Origin of the sequence: Micromonospora sp. WMMD1076, from assembly GCF_029581475.1 — a bacterium.
In the GTDB taxonomy this organism is placed as follows: Bacteria; Actinomycetota; Actinomycetes; order Mycobacteriales; family Micromonosporaceae; genus Micromonospora; species Micromonospora aurantiaca.
On sequence record NZ_CP120862.1, the window covers coordinates 223,701 to 242,006 of the forward strand.

Genomic DNA, 18,306 nt, shown 5'->3' on the forward strand with positions numbered 1-18,306 from the left:
GGTGCCTGACCGCGTCGAGGTCCGCGCCGTGCGCAACGGCGGCGTCGACCACATCGAGGTTCCCACCGCCGAGGAAACGCTGATCGCCGCGCTGCGGCGCGAACGCGCCGGCTACGTCCAGCGCAACCTGCCCGACCGGGTCGCCGCGGTCGACGCCGAGCTGTCCCGGCTCGGCGTCGACCCGGCGCCGCCGGCGGGCCCGACCACACCACCGAAGGGAGCAGGAGATGGCGGAGAACCCCGCGGTGCCGGGCGAGCAGCCCGCAAGTCCGCAGGTCGCCGAGCAGCAGCAGAGCGCCAGTGACTGGCCGAAGCCGGGCGAGGAGGGCTACGTCCACCCCGACGGCACCGAGCAGTCGCAGCGGCAGCTGGCGGCCAACCGCCGGGCGGCTGCCGACCGCGCCGCGGCCGGCAGCATCATCCACGGCGCGCCGATGGCCACCCCGGGCCCGGACCCGCAGGGCGAGGCGGCGGCCGCGGCGCGGCGGGCCGAGGCGTACTCCGGCAAGACCGTCCAGGAGGCGCGGGCTGACCTGACCGCGCACATCCGCGAGGCGGCCGAGGCCAAGGCCGAAGAGGTGGCCGACGCCCGGCCGGCCGCGGCGGCGGCGCAGCGTACGGCCGAGCAGCCCAAGAAGAACGCGCGCTGACGGTCGGCGTCGCCCCACCGGGATGACCGGTGGGGCGGCGCCACAGTCGCCGGCCGAGCACCCGAGGGGAGGCGTACGTGGCCACCGGATACACCGGCGGTGACCCGACCAAGGCCAACGTGGCAGGCGCGTGGCAGGACCTGACGCTCGGGACGAACATCGCCGCGCCAGGTGCCGGCTTCCCGTCGCCCCAGGCCCGGCTCGACCCGGGCCGGATCGTGCGGCTCAAGGGACGGCTGACGTGGGGCGCCGTCACCATCTCCGCCGGCGCGACCATCGCGCAGGTTCCCGTGGGGCTGCGGCCGGCGGAGACGGTGACGTTCTGCGTACGGACCACCGGCGGCAACATCTCGACGAACCTGACCGTCGCCCCGGACGGTGCGATCACCGGCCTGAACGCGCTCAACGCCGGCCAGGCCGGATTCGTGGCACTCGACGGCATTACCTACCCGCAGGCGTGAGGGCGAGAAGATGACCGCGTACACGGTGGCGCAGGGCCGCTCGATCGCCCTGCCGGTGGAGTGGCTCCAGTACCCAGGCGGCCCGGCGAGCCCGGTCACGGCGGTGACGCTGGAGATCTCCCCGTCCGCCGGTGGCACGGCGGTCGTCGGCCCGACCGGCAGCGGCGTGACCAACCCGGCGACGGGCGTCAACGTCTACACCTGGCAGGTGCCGGCGGCGCAGGCAGCCGGCGACTACCTGGTCATCTGGCGGGGCACCGACGGCGACGGCGATCAGGTCCAGGCCACCGACATCCTCACTGTCATCGAGCAGCCTGCCGCGAGCGCCCTCTACGCCACGCTGCCGCAGCTCAAGGCCGCCCGCCGGATCACAGCCGCCGACGACGACGCCGCGCTGACCCGCGCGCTCGCCGCGGCGTGCCGGATGATCGACCGCCGGTGCGGTCGCACCTTCACCCTCGCCGCCGCACCCGCGCCTCGGGTGTTCGGTGTGGCTGGCCGGGTCACACCGGCGGGTGTGCTGCTCGTCGACGACATCGCGTCGACCACCGGCCTGCTCGTCGAGACGGGGTCGGGCGAGACCTGGACGTCGACGACGGCATGGGAGCCAAGCCCGTTCAACAGCATCGAGATCGGCTGGCCCATCACCGAGCTGGCGAGCCCTCTCGGCTACTGGTCCAGCCGCAGTGTCCGGGTCACCGCCCGCTGGGGGTGGCCGACCGTGCCGGACGAGATCTCGATGGCGGCGGTGCTGCTGGCGAACCGCCTCTACATGCGCAAGGACTCTCCGGAGGGCGTGGCCGGCAGCTCGGAGTGGGGTGCGGTCCGGCTGTCTCGGTGGGATCCGGACGCCGAAGCGCTGATCGCCCCGTACGTCCTACCCGGAATCGCCTGAAGGAGGCACCCGTGACGACCACCGACCCGATCCTGGCCCACCTGGAGCAGCTGCGCGCCGAGCACGAGGACGCCGGTCGCCTGGTAGAGGCCCGCCGTGTCGATCAGCAGCTGATCGCGGTACGGACCCTGGCCCGGCTGGCCGAGGAGCGCGCCGCGGCCGAGCAGGCCGACGACCGGGACGCGGTCGCCGCCGTGGACGCCCAGGCGCAGTTCTGGGTCCGGCAGGTCGACCTGGCCGAGCTGGAGGCCGCAGCCGCCGGCGAGCAGGGCGGGACTGACGCCCGCCGCCGTGCTCCGTTGGCCGCCCCGCCCGACGAGGAAGAGGACACCCCGCCGCTCCCGGGCGGCGCGGCGAAGAGCAGCAAGGCGCACTGAGCCGGTGGACTTCGTCCTGGTCAGCCAGCGCCTGGCGCTCGCCGGCGCCGAGGTGGCGGGCATCGTGCGCGCGGACCCGATGGTGCCGGACTCGATCTCCGAGCCTCACCTGTACGTCGGCGAGTGGACGATCAACTACGACCAGACGTACGGCGGTCTGGTGGACGCCGAGGTGATCGTGCGGGTGCTCACCTCAAGGGCCGACGACATGGCGGGTCAGGAGCGGCTGAAGGATTTCATGCGCCGCACGGGTCCGACGTCGGTCAAGGCGCGGTTCGAGGCGGATCCGACGCTCGGTGGCGCGTGCCAGGACCTGCATGTGCGGCAGTTCCGTGGGCACCGCCAGTACCAGGTCGGCGAGAAGCGCTACTACGGCGGCGAGTGGCCGGTGCGCGTGATCGGCATCGACAGCGAGGAGGGGTAGCCGTGGCGGAAATCCTGAAGAACGTCAGGATCTTCAACGGCGGGGCCGACCTGACCAGCGCGTCCAACAAGGTCGAGGTCGGCGGCGAGGCCGAGGAACGCGACGTCACCACGTTCGGGTCCTACGACGCGGCCACGGACCGGATCTGGAAAGAGGTCATCGCCGGTACGAAGACCGGCAAGGCGTCGGCGTCTGGGTTCTGGCAGGCCGGCGACCCGGGCATGGTCGATGACGCGTCCTGGTCGTCGCTGGGCGGCGTGGGCGCGTGGACGGTCTGCCCGCGCGGCGCGGCCGTCGGCGACGTCGCCTACGTGACTCAGGCGATGCGCGGCAGCTACCAGCTCGGCGGTACGCAGGGTGAGATTGCGCCGTGGTCGGCGGGCTGGTCCGGGTCGTACCCGATCGTGCGCGGGCTGATCGCGCACCCGCCGGGCACCGCCCGGACCGCTACCGGGGTCGGCACCGCCGTGCAGCACCTGGCGGTGCCCGCCGGCGGTGAGCTGATCGCCGCGCTGCACGTCCTGTCGGTCGCCGGCACGGCCACTCCGACCATCACCGTGAAGATCCAGTCGGACGACGCGGCCGGGTTCTCCTCGCCCACCGACCTGATCACCTTCACCGCGGCGACCGCGCGGGGCGGCGAGGCCAAGCGGCTGGCCGGACCGGTCACCGACACCTACTACCGGGCGAGCTGGACCATCACCGGCACCACGCCCAGCTTCCTGTTCGTCGTCTCGCTCGGCGTCTCCCCGGCCTGAGCAACCACACCACCTGAAGGGACCACCGCCATGCCGATCATGGTGCTCAAGGCCTCGTACGTGGCCATCAACGGCGTCGACCGCTCCGCCAACACCTCCAAGGCCGAGCTGGCCGTGGAGGTCGAGGAGAAGGACGTGACGACCTTCGCCAGCCAGGGCTGGAAGGAGGTCCTCGGTGGCCTGTCCTCCGGTGGCCTGGCCGTGACCTTCAAGAACGACGTGGCCGCGTCGGCGCTCGACAGCGCGATGTGGGCGCTGTTCGGCCAGGTGACCACGTTCGAGGTCCGCGCCACCAACGCGGTGGTGGGCACCTCGAACCCGAAGTACACCGGCAACATCCTGATCAAGAACTGGACGCCGATCTCCGGCTCGCCGGGTGACGTCAACGAGGCGTCGTACACCTTCCCCACCAGCGGCGTGGTCGCCCGGGCGACGGCCTGACCGATGGACCACGTCGTCGTCGAGCCGGACAGCAGCTCGTTCTCCCGGGTGGCTCGGGCACTCGACGACGAGGCCAGCGGCGAGCAGTGGCGCGCCGAGCTGGCCACCGATCTACATGCGGCGCTGGAGCTGGGTGTCGCGACGGTACGCGGGTCGCTGATGGGCATGGCGACCGGAGGCCTGGACGACGGGCACGAGCCGCTGCGCCAGGCGGTGTCCGCCAGCGTCGAGTCGCAGGTGCGCATGAGCGGCCGCGGCGCCGGCGCGCGGATCCGCGCCCGGAAGATCACCCTGCGGAACTTCGTCAACGCCCCGAAGCGGCTGAACAGCCGGCGGGGCTGGCGGCACCCGGTGCACGGCGACACCGAGACGTGGGTGACGCAGATCGGCGCGCCGGGCTGGTTCGACGACCCACTTCGCCGACTGCACGCCCGGCTGCACTCTGCGGCCGCCCGGGCCCTGGACAACCGTGCACGACGAATCGCGAGGAGAGGCTGAATGTTCCTGGTGTACCGGCCGGAGGGCGGCGAGGAGCAGCGGTGGGAGTACCGGCCCGGCCGGCTGCGCGTGATGGAGATGGAGGCCATCGAGCAGCACACCGGCCTGGCGTACGCGACGGACTTCAAAGCGCAGCTGCTCAAGGGGCAGACCAGCGCCAGGCGGGCGCTGTTGTGGACGATGCTGCGCCGCCAGCACCCGACGCTGAAGTACGCCGACGTCGACTTCTACGACGACGAGTTGCTGCTGGAGCGCACCAAGAGCGAGATCGAGGCCGAGATCGCGGAGGTGGAGCGGCTGCCCGACGGTGACCTGTCGCCCGAGGATCGGATGCTTACCCTGGCGGTGCTGCGCCAGCAGCTGGCCGACGCCCCGGACGACCCGGGAAAAGCCCTCTCGCCGAGCGACGCCACGCCTACGCCCTGAGCATCGCGTCGCTGCTGCACATCCCCCTGTCCGAGCAGGACCGGCTGACCGTCGACCAGTTCCTCGCCGCGTGCGAGCAGGTCGACCAGGCGCAAGCCGAGCTGGCCAAGCAGAAGTAGGGAGGTGACCTGCCCGTGTCGGATACCAGCCTGGTGTTCAACACCGTCGGCCGCGACCGCGGCGTGTCCCAGCTGCTGACCCGCACGGCGGGGCAGGTGCGGGCGGCGAACCTCGCCTCGGCGGCGTCCACGGTCGCGCTCGGCGGGGCGATGGCGTCGGCCGGCGCGCACGCCATCGCGCTTGCCTCGTCGGCGGCCGGCGCGGCCGGCGCGATCTGGCTGATGCCGGCGGCGATCGCCGGCACCGTCGCCGCTGTCGCAGCGGCCCGCACCGTCACCTTCGGCCTGGCGGACGCGTGGAAGGCGACCGGACAGGCCGCGACGGGTGGCGGCGGGTCGGCCGCCGGGGCGGGCCGCCGCGTGGCGCAGGCCCAACGGGAGGTGAAGACCGCCACCGACGCCCTGGCAGACGCCGAGCGGGCCGAACTGGCCGTTCAGGCAGCCGTGACCCGGGCTCGCAAGGAGGAAGCGGAGCGCCTGGACGACCTGTCGCGCAGCGTCCGGGAGGCCCGCCTGGACGAGGGCGACGCGATCGATGCGGTCGCCGAAGCGGAGCGGGATCTGATCCGGGCCCGGCAGGGCGGGGTGCCGGAGGACATCGCGAAGGCCGAACGCGCCTACGAGCGGGCGAAGCTGACCGTGGAGCAGGTCACAGACCGGGTCGAGGACCTGGCCGCCGAGCAAGAAGACGGCGCTCGCAAGGGCATCGAGGGCAGCGACGCGGTGCAGGCCGCGCTGGAGCGCCAGCGTGACGCCCAGCGGCAGGTGGAGCAGGCCGCGCAGCGCCTCGCCGATGCGCAGGAGGCGGTGCGGGAGTCCAGCGCCGGCGCCGCCTCGGGTGGCATCGACCCGGCGGCGGAGGCGCTCGCGCGGCTGTCGCCGGCGGGCCGGGAAGTGATCCTCACGCTGCGGGCGCTCGCGCCGGCGTGGGCTGGCGCGGCGCGGGCCGGCCAGCAGGCGACCTTCCGCAACGTGGCCGGTGACCTGCGGGACCTCTCCGGCATCTACCTGCCGCGGGTGACGACGTGGCTGGGGCGGATGGGCGGCAGCTTCAACGTGGCCATCCGCCAGTCGGCGGGGCTGCTGCGCACCAGCGCCGGCGTGCGCGACGTCGAGCGGCTGCTCGACAACACCGCGAAGACCACCGACCGGCTGGCCCGGGCGGTGCGGCCGGTGGTCAACGGGCTGCTCCAGTGGGTGGCCGTCGGCTCCAATTTCCTGCCCGGGCTCGCCGGGAACGTCGGCACGATCGCGACTCGCTTCGAGCAGTGGTCGATCAACGCGCGCCGCTCCGGCGATGCCCAGCGGTGGATTTCCACCGGGCTGACGGCGCTGCGGCAGTTCGGTGCGCTGGCGTGGAACGTGGTGATGTCGGTCAAGGCGGTGCTCGGCGCCGGCGACAACGGCGGCGGCACCCTGGACGCGCTGGTGGCCGGGTCGGCGGCGATGCGGCAGTGGCTGGAGTCCGCCGAGGGGCAGGAACGCGTCGGGCAGGTCCTGTCCACGCTGCGGTCGATCCTGACCGGCCTCGGGCAGGTCATCCCGGTGGTCGCCGCGCACGGCGACGAGTTCAACGACGGCCTGAACCTCACCGGCCAGGTCGTGTCCTTCGCTGCCGGGCACCTGGACACCCTGGCCAAGTTGTTGCCGGTCATCGCCGCCGGCTACGTGATCTCGAAGACGGCGCAGACCGCGGCGAACATCGCCACGGTGGTGGCCCTGCCCATCCGGGTGGCTGAGGTGGCCGCGAACTGGGGCATGCGCGCTGCTCTCCAGGCGCAGACGCAGGCGCTGATCGCGAACACCGCGGTGCACCGCGGTGCCACGGCGGCGGCCGCGGCGGAGACGGCGGCGACCAACGGCGGGATCCTCGCCCGGGCCCGCGCCGTGGTGGGCATGGCCGCGCAGCGGGTGGCGATGGTGGCGACCCGGGCGGCGACGCTGACGTGGGCGGCCGCGCAGTGGGTGCTCAACGCGGCGATGACCGCCAACCCGGTGGGTCTGATCATCCTCGCGGTGATCGCGCTGATCGGGATCATCGTGCTGATCGCCACCAAGACGACGTGGTTCCAGACCGCGTGGAAGGTCGCCTGGGGCGCGATCAAGACGGCCGCCGCGGCGGTCGGCGACTGGTTCGTCAACACCCTGTGGAAGAAGTGGATCCTCGGCGCGTACAACGGGATCGTCTCCGGCGGCGCCCGGTTCCTGAACTGGTACCTGTCCCTGCCGGGGCGGCTTGGGCGCGGCCTGGCCAACGTCGGCCGGATCATCCTGAGCCCGTTCCGGTGGGGCTTCAACCAGATCGCCTCGTTCTGGAACCGTACCGTCGGCCGGCTGTCGTTCCGGGCTCCGTCGTGGATCCCGGGGGGCATCGGTGGGATGGGCTGGAGCATGCCGACCCTGCCGCTGCTGGCCCGCGGCGGCAACATCACCCGCGGCGGCGCGGCGATCGTCGGTGACGGCGGAGAGCCGGAGATCGTGGATCTGCCCACCGGCGCCCGGGTCACCCCGCTGTCGCAGGCCGGCGGCGGGGGTGTGACCACGCTGCGGTTGGAGTCTGACGGCACCCCGATGGCCGACTTCCTCGTGGAGATGCTGCGCGCCGCGGTGAAGGTGCGCGGCGGCAACGTGCAGGTCGTGCTCGGAAGGAGCGGCTGATGGCGTTCCCGGCGACTCCTCTCGGTCTCACCACCGAGCTGCACCTTGGCCCGGCTCTCGGCTGGGTCGACGTCACTCCCGACGTGCGTGTGGGCTCCGCCAGCTCCGGCGGCGGGGTGTCGATCAGCCGGGGCCGCCCGAACGAGGGCAGCGAGGTCGAGGTGGCCCGCTGCGGCCTGGTCCTGAATCACCGCGGCGGCAAGTATTCGGGCCGGAACCCGGCCAGCCCGTACTACGGGCTGCTGGGCCGCAACACCCCGATCCGGGTGCGGGTCGCCGAAGCCGGCCCGGGCGGGGCGCTGGCTGTCGACGGGCGGCGCGGCGCCGGCGCTGCCGCTCAGGGCGCCGCCGTCACCGGCCCGCACGCCTCGCTCAACGGCACCGGTGACCTGGACGTGCGGGTGTGGCTGCGGCTGCCGCAGTGGACCGACCACACCCGGGCGTTCATCGCCGGGAAGGACGACGCCTGGGCATTCGCGATCGGTGACGCCGGGAACCTGGAGTTCTACTGGGTCAACGGGTCCAGCGTGCTGACCGGCAGCAACTCCGGGCAGTTCCGGCCGGCGCCGCTGCCGGACGGGTCGCTGGCGTTGCGGGTGACCCTGACCGTGGCGACCGGCGTTCGGACGTTCTACACCGCACCCACGATCGCCGGGCCCTGGACGCAGCTGAGCCAGGGCACGTTCGGCGCCACCAGCGTCAAGGCCGGGCCGTACGGCGTTGAGGTCGGCCGGGTGTCGTCGTTCGGCGCGTGGGGCATGAACGGCGAGCTGTACGGCTTCGAGCTGCGCCACAGCGGCATCCTGGTGGCCTCCCCGGACTTCACCGCCTTGCGGGCCGGGGACACCCAGCTCGTTGACGCTCAGGGCCGCACGTGGACCTGGTCCGGCGGGGCCATCCCCATCGACCGCGGCGCCCGCTTCCACGGGGAGGTGAGCGCGTGGCCGCCCCGCTGGGACATCTCCGGCAAGGACCGCTGGGTGCCCGTCGAGGCGGCCGGAGTGACCCGCCGCATGTCGCAGGGCAACTCCCCGGTCATCTCGCCGCTGCGGCGGACGCTGACCGCAGCCAATCCGGCCGCGTACCTGCCGCTGGAGGACGGCGAGAACGCGACCCGGCCGACCAGCGCCGCCGCCGGCATCGGCGCGGGCAGCTCCAACAAGGTGACCTTCGGAGTCACGAGCGGTCGGCTGGGCGGCACCGTCGCTGCGGCCCAGATGACCGACTTCACGTCGTTCATCAGTACGCCCGTCGTCGCCCGGCCCGGGTCGTCGGCCTGGTCGCTGATGCTGTTCCTGAAGCTGCCGGCGCAGCCCAGCGGCGGCGACGTCACCTACCTGCGGCTATACACCAGCGGCGGCACCGTCGCCCGGTGGGAGCTGCAGGCGTCCTCGGGCGGCTTCCGGTTCGTCGGGTACAGCCGCACCGGCGCGGTCGTCGACGACGAGGGCATCCTCAACGGCGGGGTGCTGCTGACGAGCTGGATGCTGATGTACGTCGAGTTCTCCCAGGTCGGCGGCAACGTCTCCTGGCGGCCGTACTGGACGAACGCCGGCAACAGCTTCTACGCGACACCCGGCTCGGCGTTCACCTACGCCGGCGCCTTCGGCTACCCGACCAAGGTCGAGGTCGTCGGCTCGGCCTACCTCCAGGACGGCCTCGTCTCCCACCTGGCCGTCGCCGACCAGCGGCTGTTCCTCGCCGACAACCTCGCCCAGGTGTCCACCGGCTACGCGGGCGAGACCGCCGGCAACCGGATCATCCGCCTCGCCGCGGAGGAAGGCGTCCCCGTGACCGTGTGGGGCTACCCGCACGACACGGAGGTCATGGGGCCGCAGCCCATCGCGCCGCTGCTCGACGTGCTCAGGGACGCGGCCAAGGCCGACGGCGGCATCCTCACCGACGCCCGCAGCCACCTGGGCCTCACCTACCGGACCCGGGCGAGCCTCTACAACCGGCCGGCGGTGCCGCTCGACTACGCTGCCGGGCACATCAGCCCGCCGTTCGACCCGGTCGACGACGACGACGCGACCCGCAACGACATCACGGTCAGCCGGCCCGATGGCGGGTCCGCGCGGGCCGTGCAGACCACCGGGCCGCTGTCGACCGCGAACCCGCCCGCCGGGGTCGGCACCTACGACACGTCGGACACCGTCAACGTCGCCACCGACGACCAGCTCCCCGATCAGGCGGGCTGGCGGCTGTGGCTCGGCACCGTGGACGAGGCACGCTATCCGCGCATCCGGGTCGACCTCGCCGCGCGGGCGCTGGCCTCCGATCCGGCGCTGACGCAGGCGGTGGCGCGGGTCGACGCCGGGGATGCCCTGTCGCCGGCGAACCTTCCGCCGTGGCTGCCGCCGGGACCGGTCAAGGTGATGGTGCAGGGGTACGCCGAGCACCTCGACGTCTACGACTGGACGATCACCTACAACGCGTCTCCCGGCTCGCCGTGGGACGTGGCGGTGGTCGACGGCGCGGCCCGCGTCCCGGCCGACGGCAGCACCACTCTCGGCCTGGCGGCCGGGAACCTGTCGATGCTGCTCGCGTCCACCGACGAGAACGGGCCGTGGACGGAAGACGCCGCCGACTTCCCGCTGAGCCTGCGGGTCGGCGCCGAACAGGTGGCCGCCTCGGCGATCGGCCCGGCTCTGGCGGACACGTTCACCCGCACCGTGTCGAACGGGTGGGGCACGGCCGGCACCGGGCAACCGTGGACCGTGTCCGGCGGCGCGACGTCGGACTACAGCACCAGCGGCACCGCCGGCCGGATCTCCAACGGCACCGTCAACGTGCTCCGGTACGCCCTGGCCGACCTCGCCACCACCGACCCGACGCTGCTGCTGGAGATCACGAACCCGCTCGCCGCGCCGACCGGCGCGCCGGTGACGCACTGGGTGCTGTTCCGGGCGGCAGACACCAACAACTACTACTGCGCCCGGCTGGACATCAAGGTCGGCGGCGGCGTCGACCTGGTCCTGCTGAAGCGGGTCGGCGGCGCCCTGTCCGGCAGCCTCGCGTCGGCGGCCGGCATCGGCACCCACGCCGCCGGCGCGACCTGGCGGGTGGCCGTGTTCGCCCGCGGCTCGCTGCTGCGCGCGAAGGCGTGGCGAACGGCTGTCCCGGAACCCGGCTGGCAGGTCGAGGCCACCGACGGCGATCTGACGTCGGGCACCCTCGGCGGCGTGGCGACCCGCCTGGAGTCCGGCAACACGAGCACGTTGCCGGTCGTGGTGTCGGTGGACAACGTCCGGCTGATCAGCCCGCAGCTGGTGACCCTCTCCGCCCGCGGGGTGAACGGTGTGACCCGGACCTGGCCCGCCGGCACGGACGTCGACGTGTGGCAGCCCGCGGTGCTGTCGCTGTGAGAGAGGTGACCTGACATGCCTATCACCGTGCGGTCGGGCATGCGGCTGACCCCGGCCCGGCTCAACGACCCTGCCCGAGGCCAGGCGTTCTCGTCGGCGCCGCAGACGGGTGTCGCGGCGGAGGCGGTGTCCCTGACCGTCACGAACATGGTCTTCAAGGCCGGGTGGGCGTACCGGGCGTACCTGCGGGGCCTGCTCTACGCGTCCGCCGCCGGCGTGCTGGCCCACTTCCGGCTGCGGCAGACCGGGTTGGGCGGCGCCGACTACGGCGAGTACGGCCGGGTCGAGGCGAAGGGGTCAACGGTCGGTACCTCGGTGATGGTGTCCGGCACGGTCGTGCTGACCCGCTCCGCGGCCTCCGACCTGACGACCGATGTGGCGCTGACGGTGGCGGCGTCCACCGGCACGGTCAACGTGCACGCGTCGGCGGCCTCGCCCCGATACCTGTCCATCGAACCGATCGGCCCGGCGTCGGAGTACCTCGGGCTGGGAGTGGATGTCTGATGATGCCGATCGGCTGGAGCCTCGGCGGCCGGACCCTCGCCGCCATGCTCGGCCTGTACCCGCAGTCGCAGGCGGTCCGAGTGTTCTTCGAGCCCGGGAAGGGCCTTCCCTCGTCGGCGTGGTCGGATCCGCGCTCGCCGCTGGCGCAGCTGCCTCAGGGCGCCACCGTGGTGGTCAGCCACAAGGACCTCGGGGTGGACGCGCTGGCGTTCGTGACGGCGTGGCTGACGCACCGGCCCGACGTCGACCTGATCCTCATCGCCCACCACGAGCCGGAGCAGGGCAAGGGCGGCGACCCGACGCCGGCGCAGTTCCGTGCCAGCTGGACTCGGCAGCGTGAGCAGGTCGGGGCGCACCCGGCGCGCGCCGAGGGCCGCCTACGGCTGGCGGTCTGCTACACGCTGCAGTGGATCCGCGCCGGCGGGAACTGGCGCACCTGGTGGCCGGAGCACGAAGCCGACGCCGTCGACCTGGTGATGCTCGACTGGTACCAGTACCTGCCGTCCGCGCGGAACCCGTACCGACCGCACGCCTACGAGGACCCGGCGGCCGCGATCGCGCCGATGACGGCGATCGCCGCCGAGGTCGGCAAACCGTGGGGCATCGCCGAGGTCGACCACCTGCGCGTCACCGAGGCGAACGGCTGCCCGGTCGACCTGGACCCGTCGGGTGAGCTGTGCGCCGACTGGTACCGGCGGATGTACGCCGCGGCCCGGGCGGCCGGCTGCCAGCTGTGGTGCCACTACCACGCCCGCCACGGCGACCTGACCGAGCGGCTGCCCGAGCAGCGGGCGCTACGCGACCTGATCATCCAGGAGGACACTGTGTCCCGACTGCTGTGGCTGCCTCAGGTGCTGCGCGCCGCCGGCCTCACCGTTCACGAGGTGTCCGGGTGGCGTACCCGCGGCTCGTCGACGTACGACCCGCGCGGTGTGATCTGCCACGCGACCGCCGGCAGCTCGACGTCCACGGACGCCGGGGAGATCCGGGTGTTGCTGGAGGGCTCGACGTCGGCGCCGCCGCCGATCGCGCAGCTGTACTTGTCCCGCAGCGGCGCGTTCCACGTGGTCGCGTCGGGCCGCTGCAACCACGCCTTGCAGGGCTGGGGCGGCCCGCTCAAGGGGTACGGCAACACCAACCTGATCGGCATCGAGGCGCAGAACGACAACCGCGGCCAGCCCTGGCCGGCCGTGCAGCTCGACGCCTACCAGCGAGGCGTCGCGGCGATCTGCAAGCACATGGGGTGGTCGGCCGGGCGGGTGGCCGCGCACCGCGAGCACCAGCCGGGCGCGAAGAGTGACCCGTCCGGCATCGACATGACCACGTTTCGCGCCAGGGTCGCTGCGATCCTGGCCGGGAAGGACGACGACATGGCCAACTTCACCGACAAGCACGCGGCGGTGCTCGACCAGTTGGCGGCGCTGCTGCCCGACCTGGCCGCGCAGACTGCGTACACCGACGGCCGGATGGAGGCGATGGCCAACGGCCGAACCACCGTCCGCAAGGATTTGCGCGGCGGCGGCCAGGCGGTGTGGCTGGTCCAGGCTGTGATGGCCATCCGTGACGGGCTCGCGCAGGTCGACGGCAAGGTGGGCGCGCAGCTCGCCGACGACTTCGCCCGGATCGAGGCGGCGGTGGCGGCCGCCGGCGAGGCCGACGCCCAGCGCGACGCCGACCACACCGCCAAGCTCGGCGAGCTGGCCGAGCTGGTGCGCGCCGGCCAGTCCGGGCAGCTCGCCGCCGACGAGGTCCTGCGCCGCATGGGCGAGGTCCTCACGGCCGGCACCGCCACCCAGGGGTGACGCCGTGCCCTCGCAGCCGCGGCGCTGGTCCCGCTTCGCCGGGTACGCCATGATGGCCGCCGCCGGTGTCGGCGCCGCGCTGGTGCCCACGCCGAGCGTCGTCGACGCCACCGGCCCGCTGGTATACCTCTGGGCCGGGTTCCTGGCCGTCGGCGGTCTGCTGTCGGCGTACGGCGCCGCTACGGACCGGTGGATCGGCGAGCACCTCGGCCTTCCGCTGCTCTGGGCTGCGTTCGGCGTGTACTCCCTGATCCTCGCGTCGCTGCTCGCGCCCGCCTCGGTGGTGGCGTCGATGGTGATCGGCGCGTTCGGGCTGCTGCTGTACGGCCGGTGGCGGGACGTCGGCGCGGTACGCCGTGAGGCGACTCGCGCCGCCCACCACCACTAAGGAGCACCGTGAAGACCTCCGAGGTGGTCACCGCCGTGATCGCCGCGCTGCTCGGCGGCGGTGGCCTCGCGTTCATCCAGGCCGTGTTCTCCGGCGTCAGCTCACTCAAGCAGGGCGCTCGGGCGCACGAGCGGGAGTCCGTGCAGGATCTCGCCCGGGCCCGCGACGATGCCGACAAGCGGGCCGCGTCGGCCGAGGCCGACCGGGACTACTGGCGGCGGATCGCCGGCGGGTACGCCTACCAACTCACCCGGGCCGGTGTGGACCCGACGCCGGCGGATCCGGTGCCCCCGTCCCAGCGCTGAGCTACCGGCCTCGGTGTTTGTGCTGGTGCTGCGTCACCCGACCGCAGCCCAGGCGCCGGCAGCGCCACTGTCGGCCCATCTCCCAGCAGCTCTCCGCCGGGCAGGCGCCCCACGCCGGGACGGTGTCGGTGTGCCCGTCCGGGCAGGGCTCGGGGATCTCCGCCAGCTCACCGGCTGGCGTCCGTTTGTACCGCTGCACCACCCGACCGTACCCAGGAGGACATCATGCGGATTGGCCGCTTCGCCAAGACCATCGTCGCCGGCGTCGTCGCCGGCGGCGTCGCCCTGACCGTCGCGATGGGCGACGACGTGCTGACCGCCACCGAGGGGATCACCGTCGCCCTGGCGGTGCTCGGCGCGCTCGGGGTCTACGTCGTGCCCAACGCCAAGGATCCGCTCGACCGGTAAGCTGCGGTCTGCCGCTGCGAATGGTGCGCCCCCGCTCGGCTCCGGCCGGGTGGGGGCGCTTCGTCGTGTCTGGGGTCAGGCTGTTCGGGATCCTCCCGGAGAAGTTGACCTTGCGGATGGGCTGGGGCCCGGTCTCCCGGGCCCCTGTCGGGTCAGCTGATCGGGTCGTAGCCGAGGCGGTCCACGATTTCTTCGTACCGGCGGACCGTGATCCGGTAGCCCATCCCGTCCGGGTTCATCGTCTTGAGCTGGGCTGCCAGCTGGCGGGCGGTGCGGATGTCGCGGGCGTCGGCGTCGGTGGCGGTGGCGGTGGCCTGGATCGTGGTCTGCATCTCGGTCTCCCTCTCGCTTGCCTGTACCTAAATTCTACACTGCCCTAGCATTACGCGCAATAGGGTGACCTAGAATTTCCTTGAGGGGGAGGGGCGGCCTGCGCCTCCGCTCGCCGCCGGTCCGCCGATTGCTCAGTACAGGTGGCCCCAGTTGCGCACCGCCGCCGCCTTGCAGCCGGGGTGGGCGACCTCGCCGGTCTCGGCGCAGATCGCGTGGACCTCGCCGGGGGCGATCCGGCCCAGGCAGCCGGTGCACTGGCTGGCGGTCTCGCAGTCGGGGCAGCTGGCCTGCGTCTTGTGGGTCTCGGCGTCGCAGAACTTCTTGCTGCTGTGCCAGGTGATGCTCGCCATCTCGGTGCCCCTCCCGCTCTCCATACCTAAATTCTACAGTGCCCTAGCATTCCATGCAATAGGGTGGTGTAGAATTTCTCGCATGGACACGCTTCGCGCCCTGGCCGACCAACTCGCCGCCGCGTCGGCGACCACCGACCCTCTGGACCGCTACCAGGCTCTTCACGCTCTCGCCCCGGCGCTGAAGGCTGCGCTCGCCGCCGAGATGGACGCGGCTATCGCCGACGCCCGCGACGCGCAGCCCGAAGACCAGGTCGCCGACCGCGCCGGCGTGACGATCCACGAGGTACGCCGGCGGGTCACCGCGCACCGCAAGCGCACGGGCCCGCCTCGCCGCCCGGGGCGCCCGGGGAAGGCGGCCGAGTAGCGCGCGCACGCGAAGCGCCCCGCCCTGGCTGCCGGCCGGGCGGGGCGCTCTACTGCTGCCGTCGGGTCTCGTCACCGTACGTTGGGTGGCGCATACTGTGGGGCGTGACTGCTGCTGGTTGGCGACTGAACCCGCCCGAGCCCTACCGCCGCGCCACTGTGCGGCAGCGGATCCGGCTCGCCCTGGCCCGGATCGCCCGCGCCCTCACCGCGAGGTCGTGAGCTTGCACTGCACCGTCCCGGCCGCCCGGTCCCGGACCCGGGTGGTGCCGTCGGTGATCTCGCAGGACAGCGGGTCGGTCCGGTGCCCGGTGGCCGTGATCGTGATGGTGATCCGCAGCCCGGAGGTGTAGTCGAGGGTCTGCCGGTACGCGCCGCCCGCCACGGACTTGCGGGTGTAGTCGCCTCGCTCGTCGCCGACCTTCGCCGCCCGCACCACGACGGAGTACGGGCCGTCGCCGCTGGCGTTGATGACCGCCGTCTGCTTCTGAATCGGGTCGACCTGCCGATCGGCCGGGTCGCGGTCGCTCTTCGTGCCCTCGCCCTCGCAGGCGAGTCCGCCGACGATGGCCAGGGCCAGCGCGGCGCCGCCGAGGATTCGGCGGGATCGGTGAGACTGCAACATGGTCAGACCTCCTTGGTGGTCTGGTCAGGCCCCGGCCGGCGCTGCGATCGCCGCGTCCGGGGCCGCCCAACAGGTGTGGGGTTCGGTCCGCAGCCGGGCAGCCGACACGCGCAGGTGCCGCCGTACGGCACCAGCTCGGCCGCGCCCGCGCAGCGGTGGGTCTTGACGGTGATCCCCTCGGTGCAGCCCATGCAGACCGCGCCGGGCGTCCTCACCGCCGGGCGAGGGGACGGGTCCACGCCACGAACTGCGTGTACAGCAGCCTCGGCGGGAAGGTGGGCAGATCCTCGACGGCGGCGGCGTACAGCTCGCCCATGTAGATCCGCAGTCCGGATCGGTCACCGCGGTACGCCTCGGCGAGCTGCACCTGCCCGGCGGCGCACGGCCACGGCTCGTAGCAGTGGCGGCATTCCCAGGTGGGCCGGTGCGGCTGGTGGTCGATGCCGCTCATCCGCTCGTCGAGGGCGTCGAGTGCCCGGGCGGCTCGGGCCGGGCGGGCGGTCACCGTCCGCTCCACCGGGACTCGCGGGCCTGGTTGGACTGGAGCAGCCGGAGCCGGGCGGCGGCCTGCTCACGGGCTTGGATCCGCTGCCCGGTTCCCGGGGTCGCCGGTTCGGGCCGGCCGGTCAGCCGGCGGAGCAGGGATCGGATGGACGCCACGCTGATCGCCTCCGTCAGTCCGGGGGCGCGGGCGCGTGCTCCACGGGGGCAGAGCACGTACCCGCGTCCGGCTCAGGGCGGCGGGCGAACAGCTAACGTCGTACGCCGTGCGACTCCCACCGCCACCAGCAGTGATGACGGTAGGTAGATACGGGCGTCGCTATGGGTACGTGGCGTACCCGGTGACCGGGTGTACCTCTACAGGGGAGGCGTCGAGATCCGGTGGGCCAGCTCGGCCGCCTCGGCGCGGATCGCCGCCGGCGCCTCCCGGGCCAGCCGGCCGGCCATGTCCTGCGCTGGCGGTGAGAACCGCACCGTCTCCGGCGACGTCGCCTCGGCCCGGGTGAGCAGGTGCAGCGTCGCCTCCGGCGCGCCCTCCATGTCGGCGGAGCGCGCCAGCTCGACGTAGTGCCGGCCGCGCCGCTCGGTCGACGGGATCGACTGCGGATCGAGAGAGTGCGCCCGGCGTTGCGCTTCGTCGGGGTCGCCCAGGTCGACGGCGCACATCACCGCGTACACCTCTACGAGCGGCTTCGACACCCGGGTACGCAGCCCCACGTACCCGTCCGGCAACGCCCGGTCGACGACCTGCCGGGCGATGCCCCAGTCCGACCACGCCCCCTGGTCGCCGGTACGCGCCCGGGTCAGCGCGGTGCACAGGTGCAGGTCGGCGAGCATCTCCGCGTACTCCACGCCCCCGTCGGCCACCCGCGGCTCGATGAGGGCGCGGGCCTCGCGCAGGCGGTCGAGGGCTTCGTCGCCGCGGCCGACAGCACGCAGGATGTGCGCGGCGTACCAGATGCTGCTCGCGATCGCGAGGGGGTCGTCTGCGTCAAGGGCGGCGGCCATGCCCCGGTCGACGGTGAGCCAGCACAGCTCGCGGTCGCCGTGCCAGGCGAGGTACGCCTGGGCGAGGTGGTACGCCTGGGCGAGCAGCGCGAGGGCGGTGCGCCGGTCGGCGCCGGTGTGCAGCCGCGCGGCGCGCTGGGTGGCGTCGAGGAGGCCGGGCAGGACGAGGCCGGCTTCGGTGCGCTGGTTGCGGCTGGTGTGCCAGGTTTGCCAGGCGGAGTCGACGGCGCCGCGGAGGTAGTCGGTGCTCTCGGGCTGGCCGTCGATGGTGATGTGCCAGGCGGTCAGCGCGCGGCGGACGTCGTCGACGGCGGGGTGGCTGGCTCGGCCGTCGAGGGAGAGGGTGACCGAGGGGCCGTAGAGGTCGCCGAGGTCGTGGACGCCGAGGTGCGGGGCGATGCGCTGGGCGACGTTGAGGGTCAAGGAACGGCGGCCGTTCTCGACGAACTTGATCGTGGAGGCGCCGAGGCCGGTGAGTCCGGCGAGTCGTTCCCGGGACAGGCCCGCGCCGCGGCGGAGGCGTTCGACGCGTTGGCCGGGGGTGAGGGCTGGCTGGTCGACCATCGGGGCACCTCCGCGCATGGGTTACATCGTGTACCCCACCGTACGCTCCTTCGGCGATCAGACTCATGCCCACGTGCCCA

Annotated in this window: 24 protein-coding genes; 18 read left to right on the forward strand and 6 right to left on the reverse strand. The window is 73.1% G+C overall.

Translation table 11 applies throughout. The features are described from left to right. Nucleotide 1 precedes the first annotated feature (1 nt). From O7622_RS01205 to O7622_RS01285, 17 genes are all read left to right on the forward strand, one after another. Nucleotides 2–304: a hypothetical protein gene (locus O7622_RS01205; RefSeq protein ID WP_282311448.1), complete on the forward strand. Its 303-nt coding sequence runs from the start codon at nucleotides 2–4 to the stop codon at nucleotides 302–304. Next, complete coding sequence (locus O7622_RS01210; protein WP_282311449.1) at nucleotides 228–650, forward strand: hypothetical protein; 423 nt, start codon at nucleotides 228–230, stop codon at nucleotides 648–650. The genes O7622_RS01205 and O7622_RS01210 overlap by 77 nt, the downstream gene beginning before the upstream one ends. A gap of 77 nt (nucleotides 651–727) precedes the next feature. Next, nucleotides 728–1,111, forward strand: a complete 384-nt coding sequence (locus tag O7622_RS01215; protein ID WP_282311450.1) for a hypothetical protein — start codon at nucleotides 728–730, stop codon at nucleotides 1,109–1,111. A gap of 10 nt (nucleotides 1,112–1,121) precedes the next feature. Beyond that, nucleotides 1,122–2,006 carry a hypothetical protein gene (locus O7622_RS01220; protein ID WP_282311451.1) on the forward strand — a complete coding sequence of 295 codons (885 nt, stop codon included), beginning with the start codon at nucleotides 1,122–1,124 and terminating at the stop codon, nucleotides 2,004–2,006. Between the two features lie 11 nt (nucleotides 2,007–2,017). Beyond that, a complete protein-coding gene (locus O7622_RS01225; RefSeq protein WP_282311452.1) occupies nucleotides 2,018–2,383 on the forward strand; it encodes a hypothetical protein in 366 nt (121 codons plus the stop codon). A 4-nt stretch (nucleotides 2,384–2,387) separates the two neighbouring features. Beyond that, the gene (locus O7622_RS01230; RefSeq protein ID WP_282311453.1) at nucleotides 2,388–2,807 is read left to right on the forward strand and encodes a hypothetical protein; all 420 of its coding nucleotides are present in this window, start codon (nucleotides 2,388–2,390) and stop codon (nucleotides 2,805–2,807) included. A gap of 2 nt (nucleotides 2,808–2,809) precedes the next feature. Then, a complete protein-coding gene (locus O7622_RS01235) occupies nucleotides 2,810–3,565 on the forward strand; it encodes a hypothetical protein (protein ID WP_282311455.1) in 756 nt (251 codons plus the stop codon). A gap of 30 nt (nucleotides 3,566–3,595) precedes the next feature. Next, nucleotides 3,596–4,006: a phage tail tube protein gene (locus O7622_RS01240; protein ID WP_282311456.1), complete on the forward strand. Its 411-nt coding sequence runs from the start codon at nucleotides 3,596–3,598 to the stop codon at nucleotides 4,004–4,006. Nucleotides 4,007–4,009: 3 nt separating this feature from the next. Further along, nucleotides 4,010–4,504 carry a hypothetical protein gene (locus O7622_RS01245; RefSeq protein WP_282311457.1) on the forward strand — a complete coding sequence of 165 codons (495 nt, stop codon included), beginning with the start codon at nucleotides 4,010–4,012 and terminating at the stop codon, nucleotides 4,502–4,504. Further along, on the forward strand, nucleotides 4,505–4,930 hold the full coding sequence (locus tag O7622_RS01250) for a hypothetical protein (protein ID WP_282311458.1): 426 nt from the start codon (nucleotides 4,505–4,507) through the stop codon (nucleotides 4,928–4,930). 134 nt (nucleotides 4,931–5,064) lie between these two features. Continuing rightward, nucleotides 5,065–7,707, forward strand: a complete 2,643-nt coding sequence (locus O7622_RS01255; RefSeq protein WP_282311459.1) for a hypothetical protein — start codon at nucleotides 5,065–5,067, stop codon at nucleotides 7,705–7,707. Further along, nucleotides 7,707–11,072, forward strand: a complete 3,366-nt coding sequence (locus O7622_RS01260; RefSeq protein WP_282311460.1) for a hypothetical protein — start codon at nucleotides 7,707–7,709, stop codon at nucleotides 11,070–11,072. Before O7622_RS01255 ends, O7622_RS01260 begins: the two co-directional genes overlap by 1 nt. Nucleotides 11,073–11,087: 15 nt before the next feature. Then, entirely contained in the window at nucleotides 11,088–11,576 is a 489-nt protein-coding gene (locus O7622_RS01265) for a hypothetical protein (protein ID WP_282311461.1), read from the forward strand. Then, nucleotides 11,576–13,378 carry an N-acetylmuramoyl-L-alanine amidase gene (locus tag O7622_RS01270; RefSeq protein WP_282311462.1) on the forward strand — a complete coding sequence of 601 codons (1,803 nt, stop codon included), beginning with the start codon at nucleotides 11,576–11,578 and terminating at the stop codon, nucleotides 13,376–13,378. The genes O7622_RS01265 and O7622_RS01270 overlap by 1 nt, the downstream gene beginning before the upstream one ends. Before the next feature lie 4 nt (nucleotides 13,379–13,382). After that, the gene (locus O7622_RS01275; protein ID WP_282311463.1) at nucleotides 13,383–13,766 is read left to right on the forward strand and encodes a hypothetical protein; all 384 of its coding nucleotides are present in this window, start codon (nucleotides 13,383–13,385) and stop codon (nucleotides 13,764–13,766) included. An 8-nt stretch (nucleotides 13,767–13,774) separates the two neighbouring features. Next, on the forward strand, nucleotides 13,775–14,071 hold the full coding sequence (locus O7622_RS01280) for a hypothetical protein (protein ID WP_282311464.1): 297 nt from the start codon (nucleotides 13,775–13,777) through the stop codon (nucleotides 14,069–14,071). A 225-nt stretch (nucleotides 14,072–14,296) separates the two neighbouring features. Further along, the gene (locus O7622_RS01285; RefSeq protein ID WP_282311465.1) at nucleotides 14,297–14,479 is read left to right on the forward strand and encodes a hypothetical protein; all 183 of its coding nucleotides are present in this window, start codon (nucleotides 14,297–14,299) and stop codon (nucleotides 14,477–14,479) included. 152 nt (nucleotides 14,480–14,631) lie between these two features. Here the strand turns inward: O7622_RS01285 and O7622_RS01290 are convergent, their stop codons facing one another. Together O7622_RS01290 and O7622_RS01295 are read right to left on the reverse strand one after the other, a co-directional pair. Next, a complete protein-coding gene (locus tag O7622_RS01290; RefSeq protein WP_282311466.1) occupies nucleotides 14,632–14,811 on the reverse strand; it encodes a hypothetical protein in 180 nt (59 codons plus the stop codon). Between the two features lie 132 nt (nucleotides 14,812–14,943). After that, entirely contained in the window at nucleotides 14,944–15,186 is a 243-nt protein-coding gene (locus tag O7622_RS01295) for a hypothetical protein (protein WP_282311467.1), read from the reverse strand. A gap of 58 nt (nucleotides 15,187–15,244) precedes the next feature. On the opposite strand from O7622_RS01295, the gene O7622_RS01300 reads away from it, so the two are divergent. Then, nucleotides 15,245–15,529: a hypothetical protein gene (locus tag O7622_RS01300; protein ID WP_282311468.1), complete on the forward strand. Its 285-nt coding sequence runs from the start codon at nucleotides 15,245–15,247 to the stop codon at nucleotides 15,527–15,529. A gap of 204 nt (nucleotides 15,530–15,733) precedes the next feature. Here the strand turns inward: O7622_RS01300 and O7622_RS01305 are convergent, their stop codons facing one another. The 4 genes from O7622_RS01305 to O7622_RS01320 form a co-directional block, all read right to left on the reverse strand. Continuing rightward, nucleotides 15,734–16,153, reverse strand: a complete 420-nt coding sequence (locus tag O7622_RS01305; RefSeq protein WP_282311469.1) for a hypothetical protein — start codon at nucleotides 16,151–16,153, stop codon at nucleotides 15,734–15,736. A 211-nt stretch (nucleotides 16,154–16,364) separates the two neighbouring features. Beyond that, nucleotides 16,365–16,658 (reverse strand): hypothetical protein, encoded by a 294-nt coding sequence (locus O7622_RS01310; RefSeq protein WP_282311471.1) that lies wholly within the window; start codon nucleotides 16,656–16,658, stop codon nucleotides 16,365–16,367. Next, the gene (locus O7622_RS01315; protein ID WP_282311472.1) at nucleotides 16,655–16,813 is read right to left on the reverse strand and encodes a hypothetical protein; all 159 of its coding nucleotides are present in this window, start codon (nucleotides 16,811–16,813) and stop codon (nucleotides 16,655–16,657) included. Before O7622_RS01315 ends, O7622_RS01310 begins: the two co-directional genes overlap by 4 nt. 198 nt (nucleotides 16,814–17,011) lie before the next feature. Then, nucleotides 17,012–18,226 carry a helix-turn-helix transcriptional regulator gene (locus tag O7622_RS01320; protein WP_282311473.1) on the reverse strand — a complete coding sequence of 405 codons (1,215 nt, stop codon included), beginning with the start codon at nucleotides 18,224–18,226 and terminating at the stop codon, nucleotides 17,012–17,014. Nucleotides 18,227–18,306: the final 80 nt, after the last annotated feature.

Excerpts from the sequence above, each read along its gene's own strand:
- O7622_RS01260 (WP_282311460.1), top strand. The coding sequence starts at position 7,707 with ATGGCGTTCCCGGCGACTCCTCTCGGTCTCACCACCGAGCTGCACCTT.
- O7622_RS01295 (WP_282311467.1), bottom strand. The coding sequence starts at position 15,186 with ATGGAGAGCGGGAGGGGCACCGAGATGGCGAGCATCACCTGGCACAGC.
- O7622_RS01320 (WP_282311473.1), bottom strand. The coding sequence starts at position 18,226 with ATGGTCGACCAGCCAGCCCTCACCCCCGGCCAACGCGTCGAACGCCTC.
- O7622_RS01245 (WP_282311457.1), top strand. The coding sequence starts at position 4,010 with ATGGACCACGTCGTCGTCGAGCCGGACAGCAGCTCGTTCTCCCGGGTG.
- O7622_RS01240 (WP_282311456.1), top strand. The coding sequence starts at position 3,596 with ATGCCGATCATGGTGCTCAAGGCCTCGTACGTGGCCATCAACGGCGTC.
- O7622_RS01290 (WP_282311466.1), bottom strand. The coding sequence starts at position 14,811 with ATGCAGACCACGATCCAGGCCACCGCCACCGCCACCGACGCCGACGCC.
- O7622_RS01285 (WP_282311465.1), top strand. The coding sequence starts at position 14,297 with ATGCGGATTGGCCGCTTCGCCAAGACCATCGTCGCCGGCGTCGTCGCC.
- O7622_RS01250 (WP_282311458.1), top strand. The coding sequence starts at position 4,505 with ATGTTCCTGGTGTACCGGCCGGAGGGCGGCGAGGAGCAGCGGTGGGAG.
- O7622_RS01305 (WP_282311469.1), bottom strand. The coding sequence starts at position 16,153 with ATGTTGCAGTCTCACCGATCCCGCCGAATCCTCGGCGGCGCCGCGCTG.
- O7622_RS01270 (WP_282311462.1), top strand. The coding sequence starts at position 11,576 with ATGATGCCGATCGGCTGGAGCCTCGGCGGCCGGACCCTCGCCGCCATG.
- O7622_RS01265 (WP_282311461.1), top strand. The coding sequence starts at position 11,088 with ATGCCTATCACCGTGCGGTCGGGCATGCGGCTGACCCCGGCCCGGCTC.
- O7622_RS01210 (WP_282311449.1), top strand. The coding sequence starts at position 228 with ATGGCGGAGAACCCCGCGGTGCCGGGCGAGCAGCCCGCAAGTCCGCAG.
- O7622_RS01300 (WP_282311468.1), top strand. The coding sequence starts at position 15,245 with ATGGACACGCTTCGCGCCCTGGCCGACCAACTCGCCGCCGCGTCGGCG.
- O7622_RS01220 (WP_282311451.1), top strand. The coding sequence starts at position 1,122 with ATGACCGCGTACACGGTGGCGCAGGGCCGCTCGATCGCCCTGCCGGTG.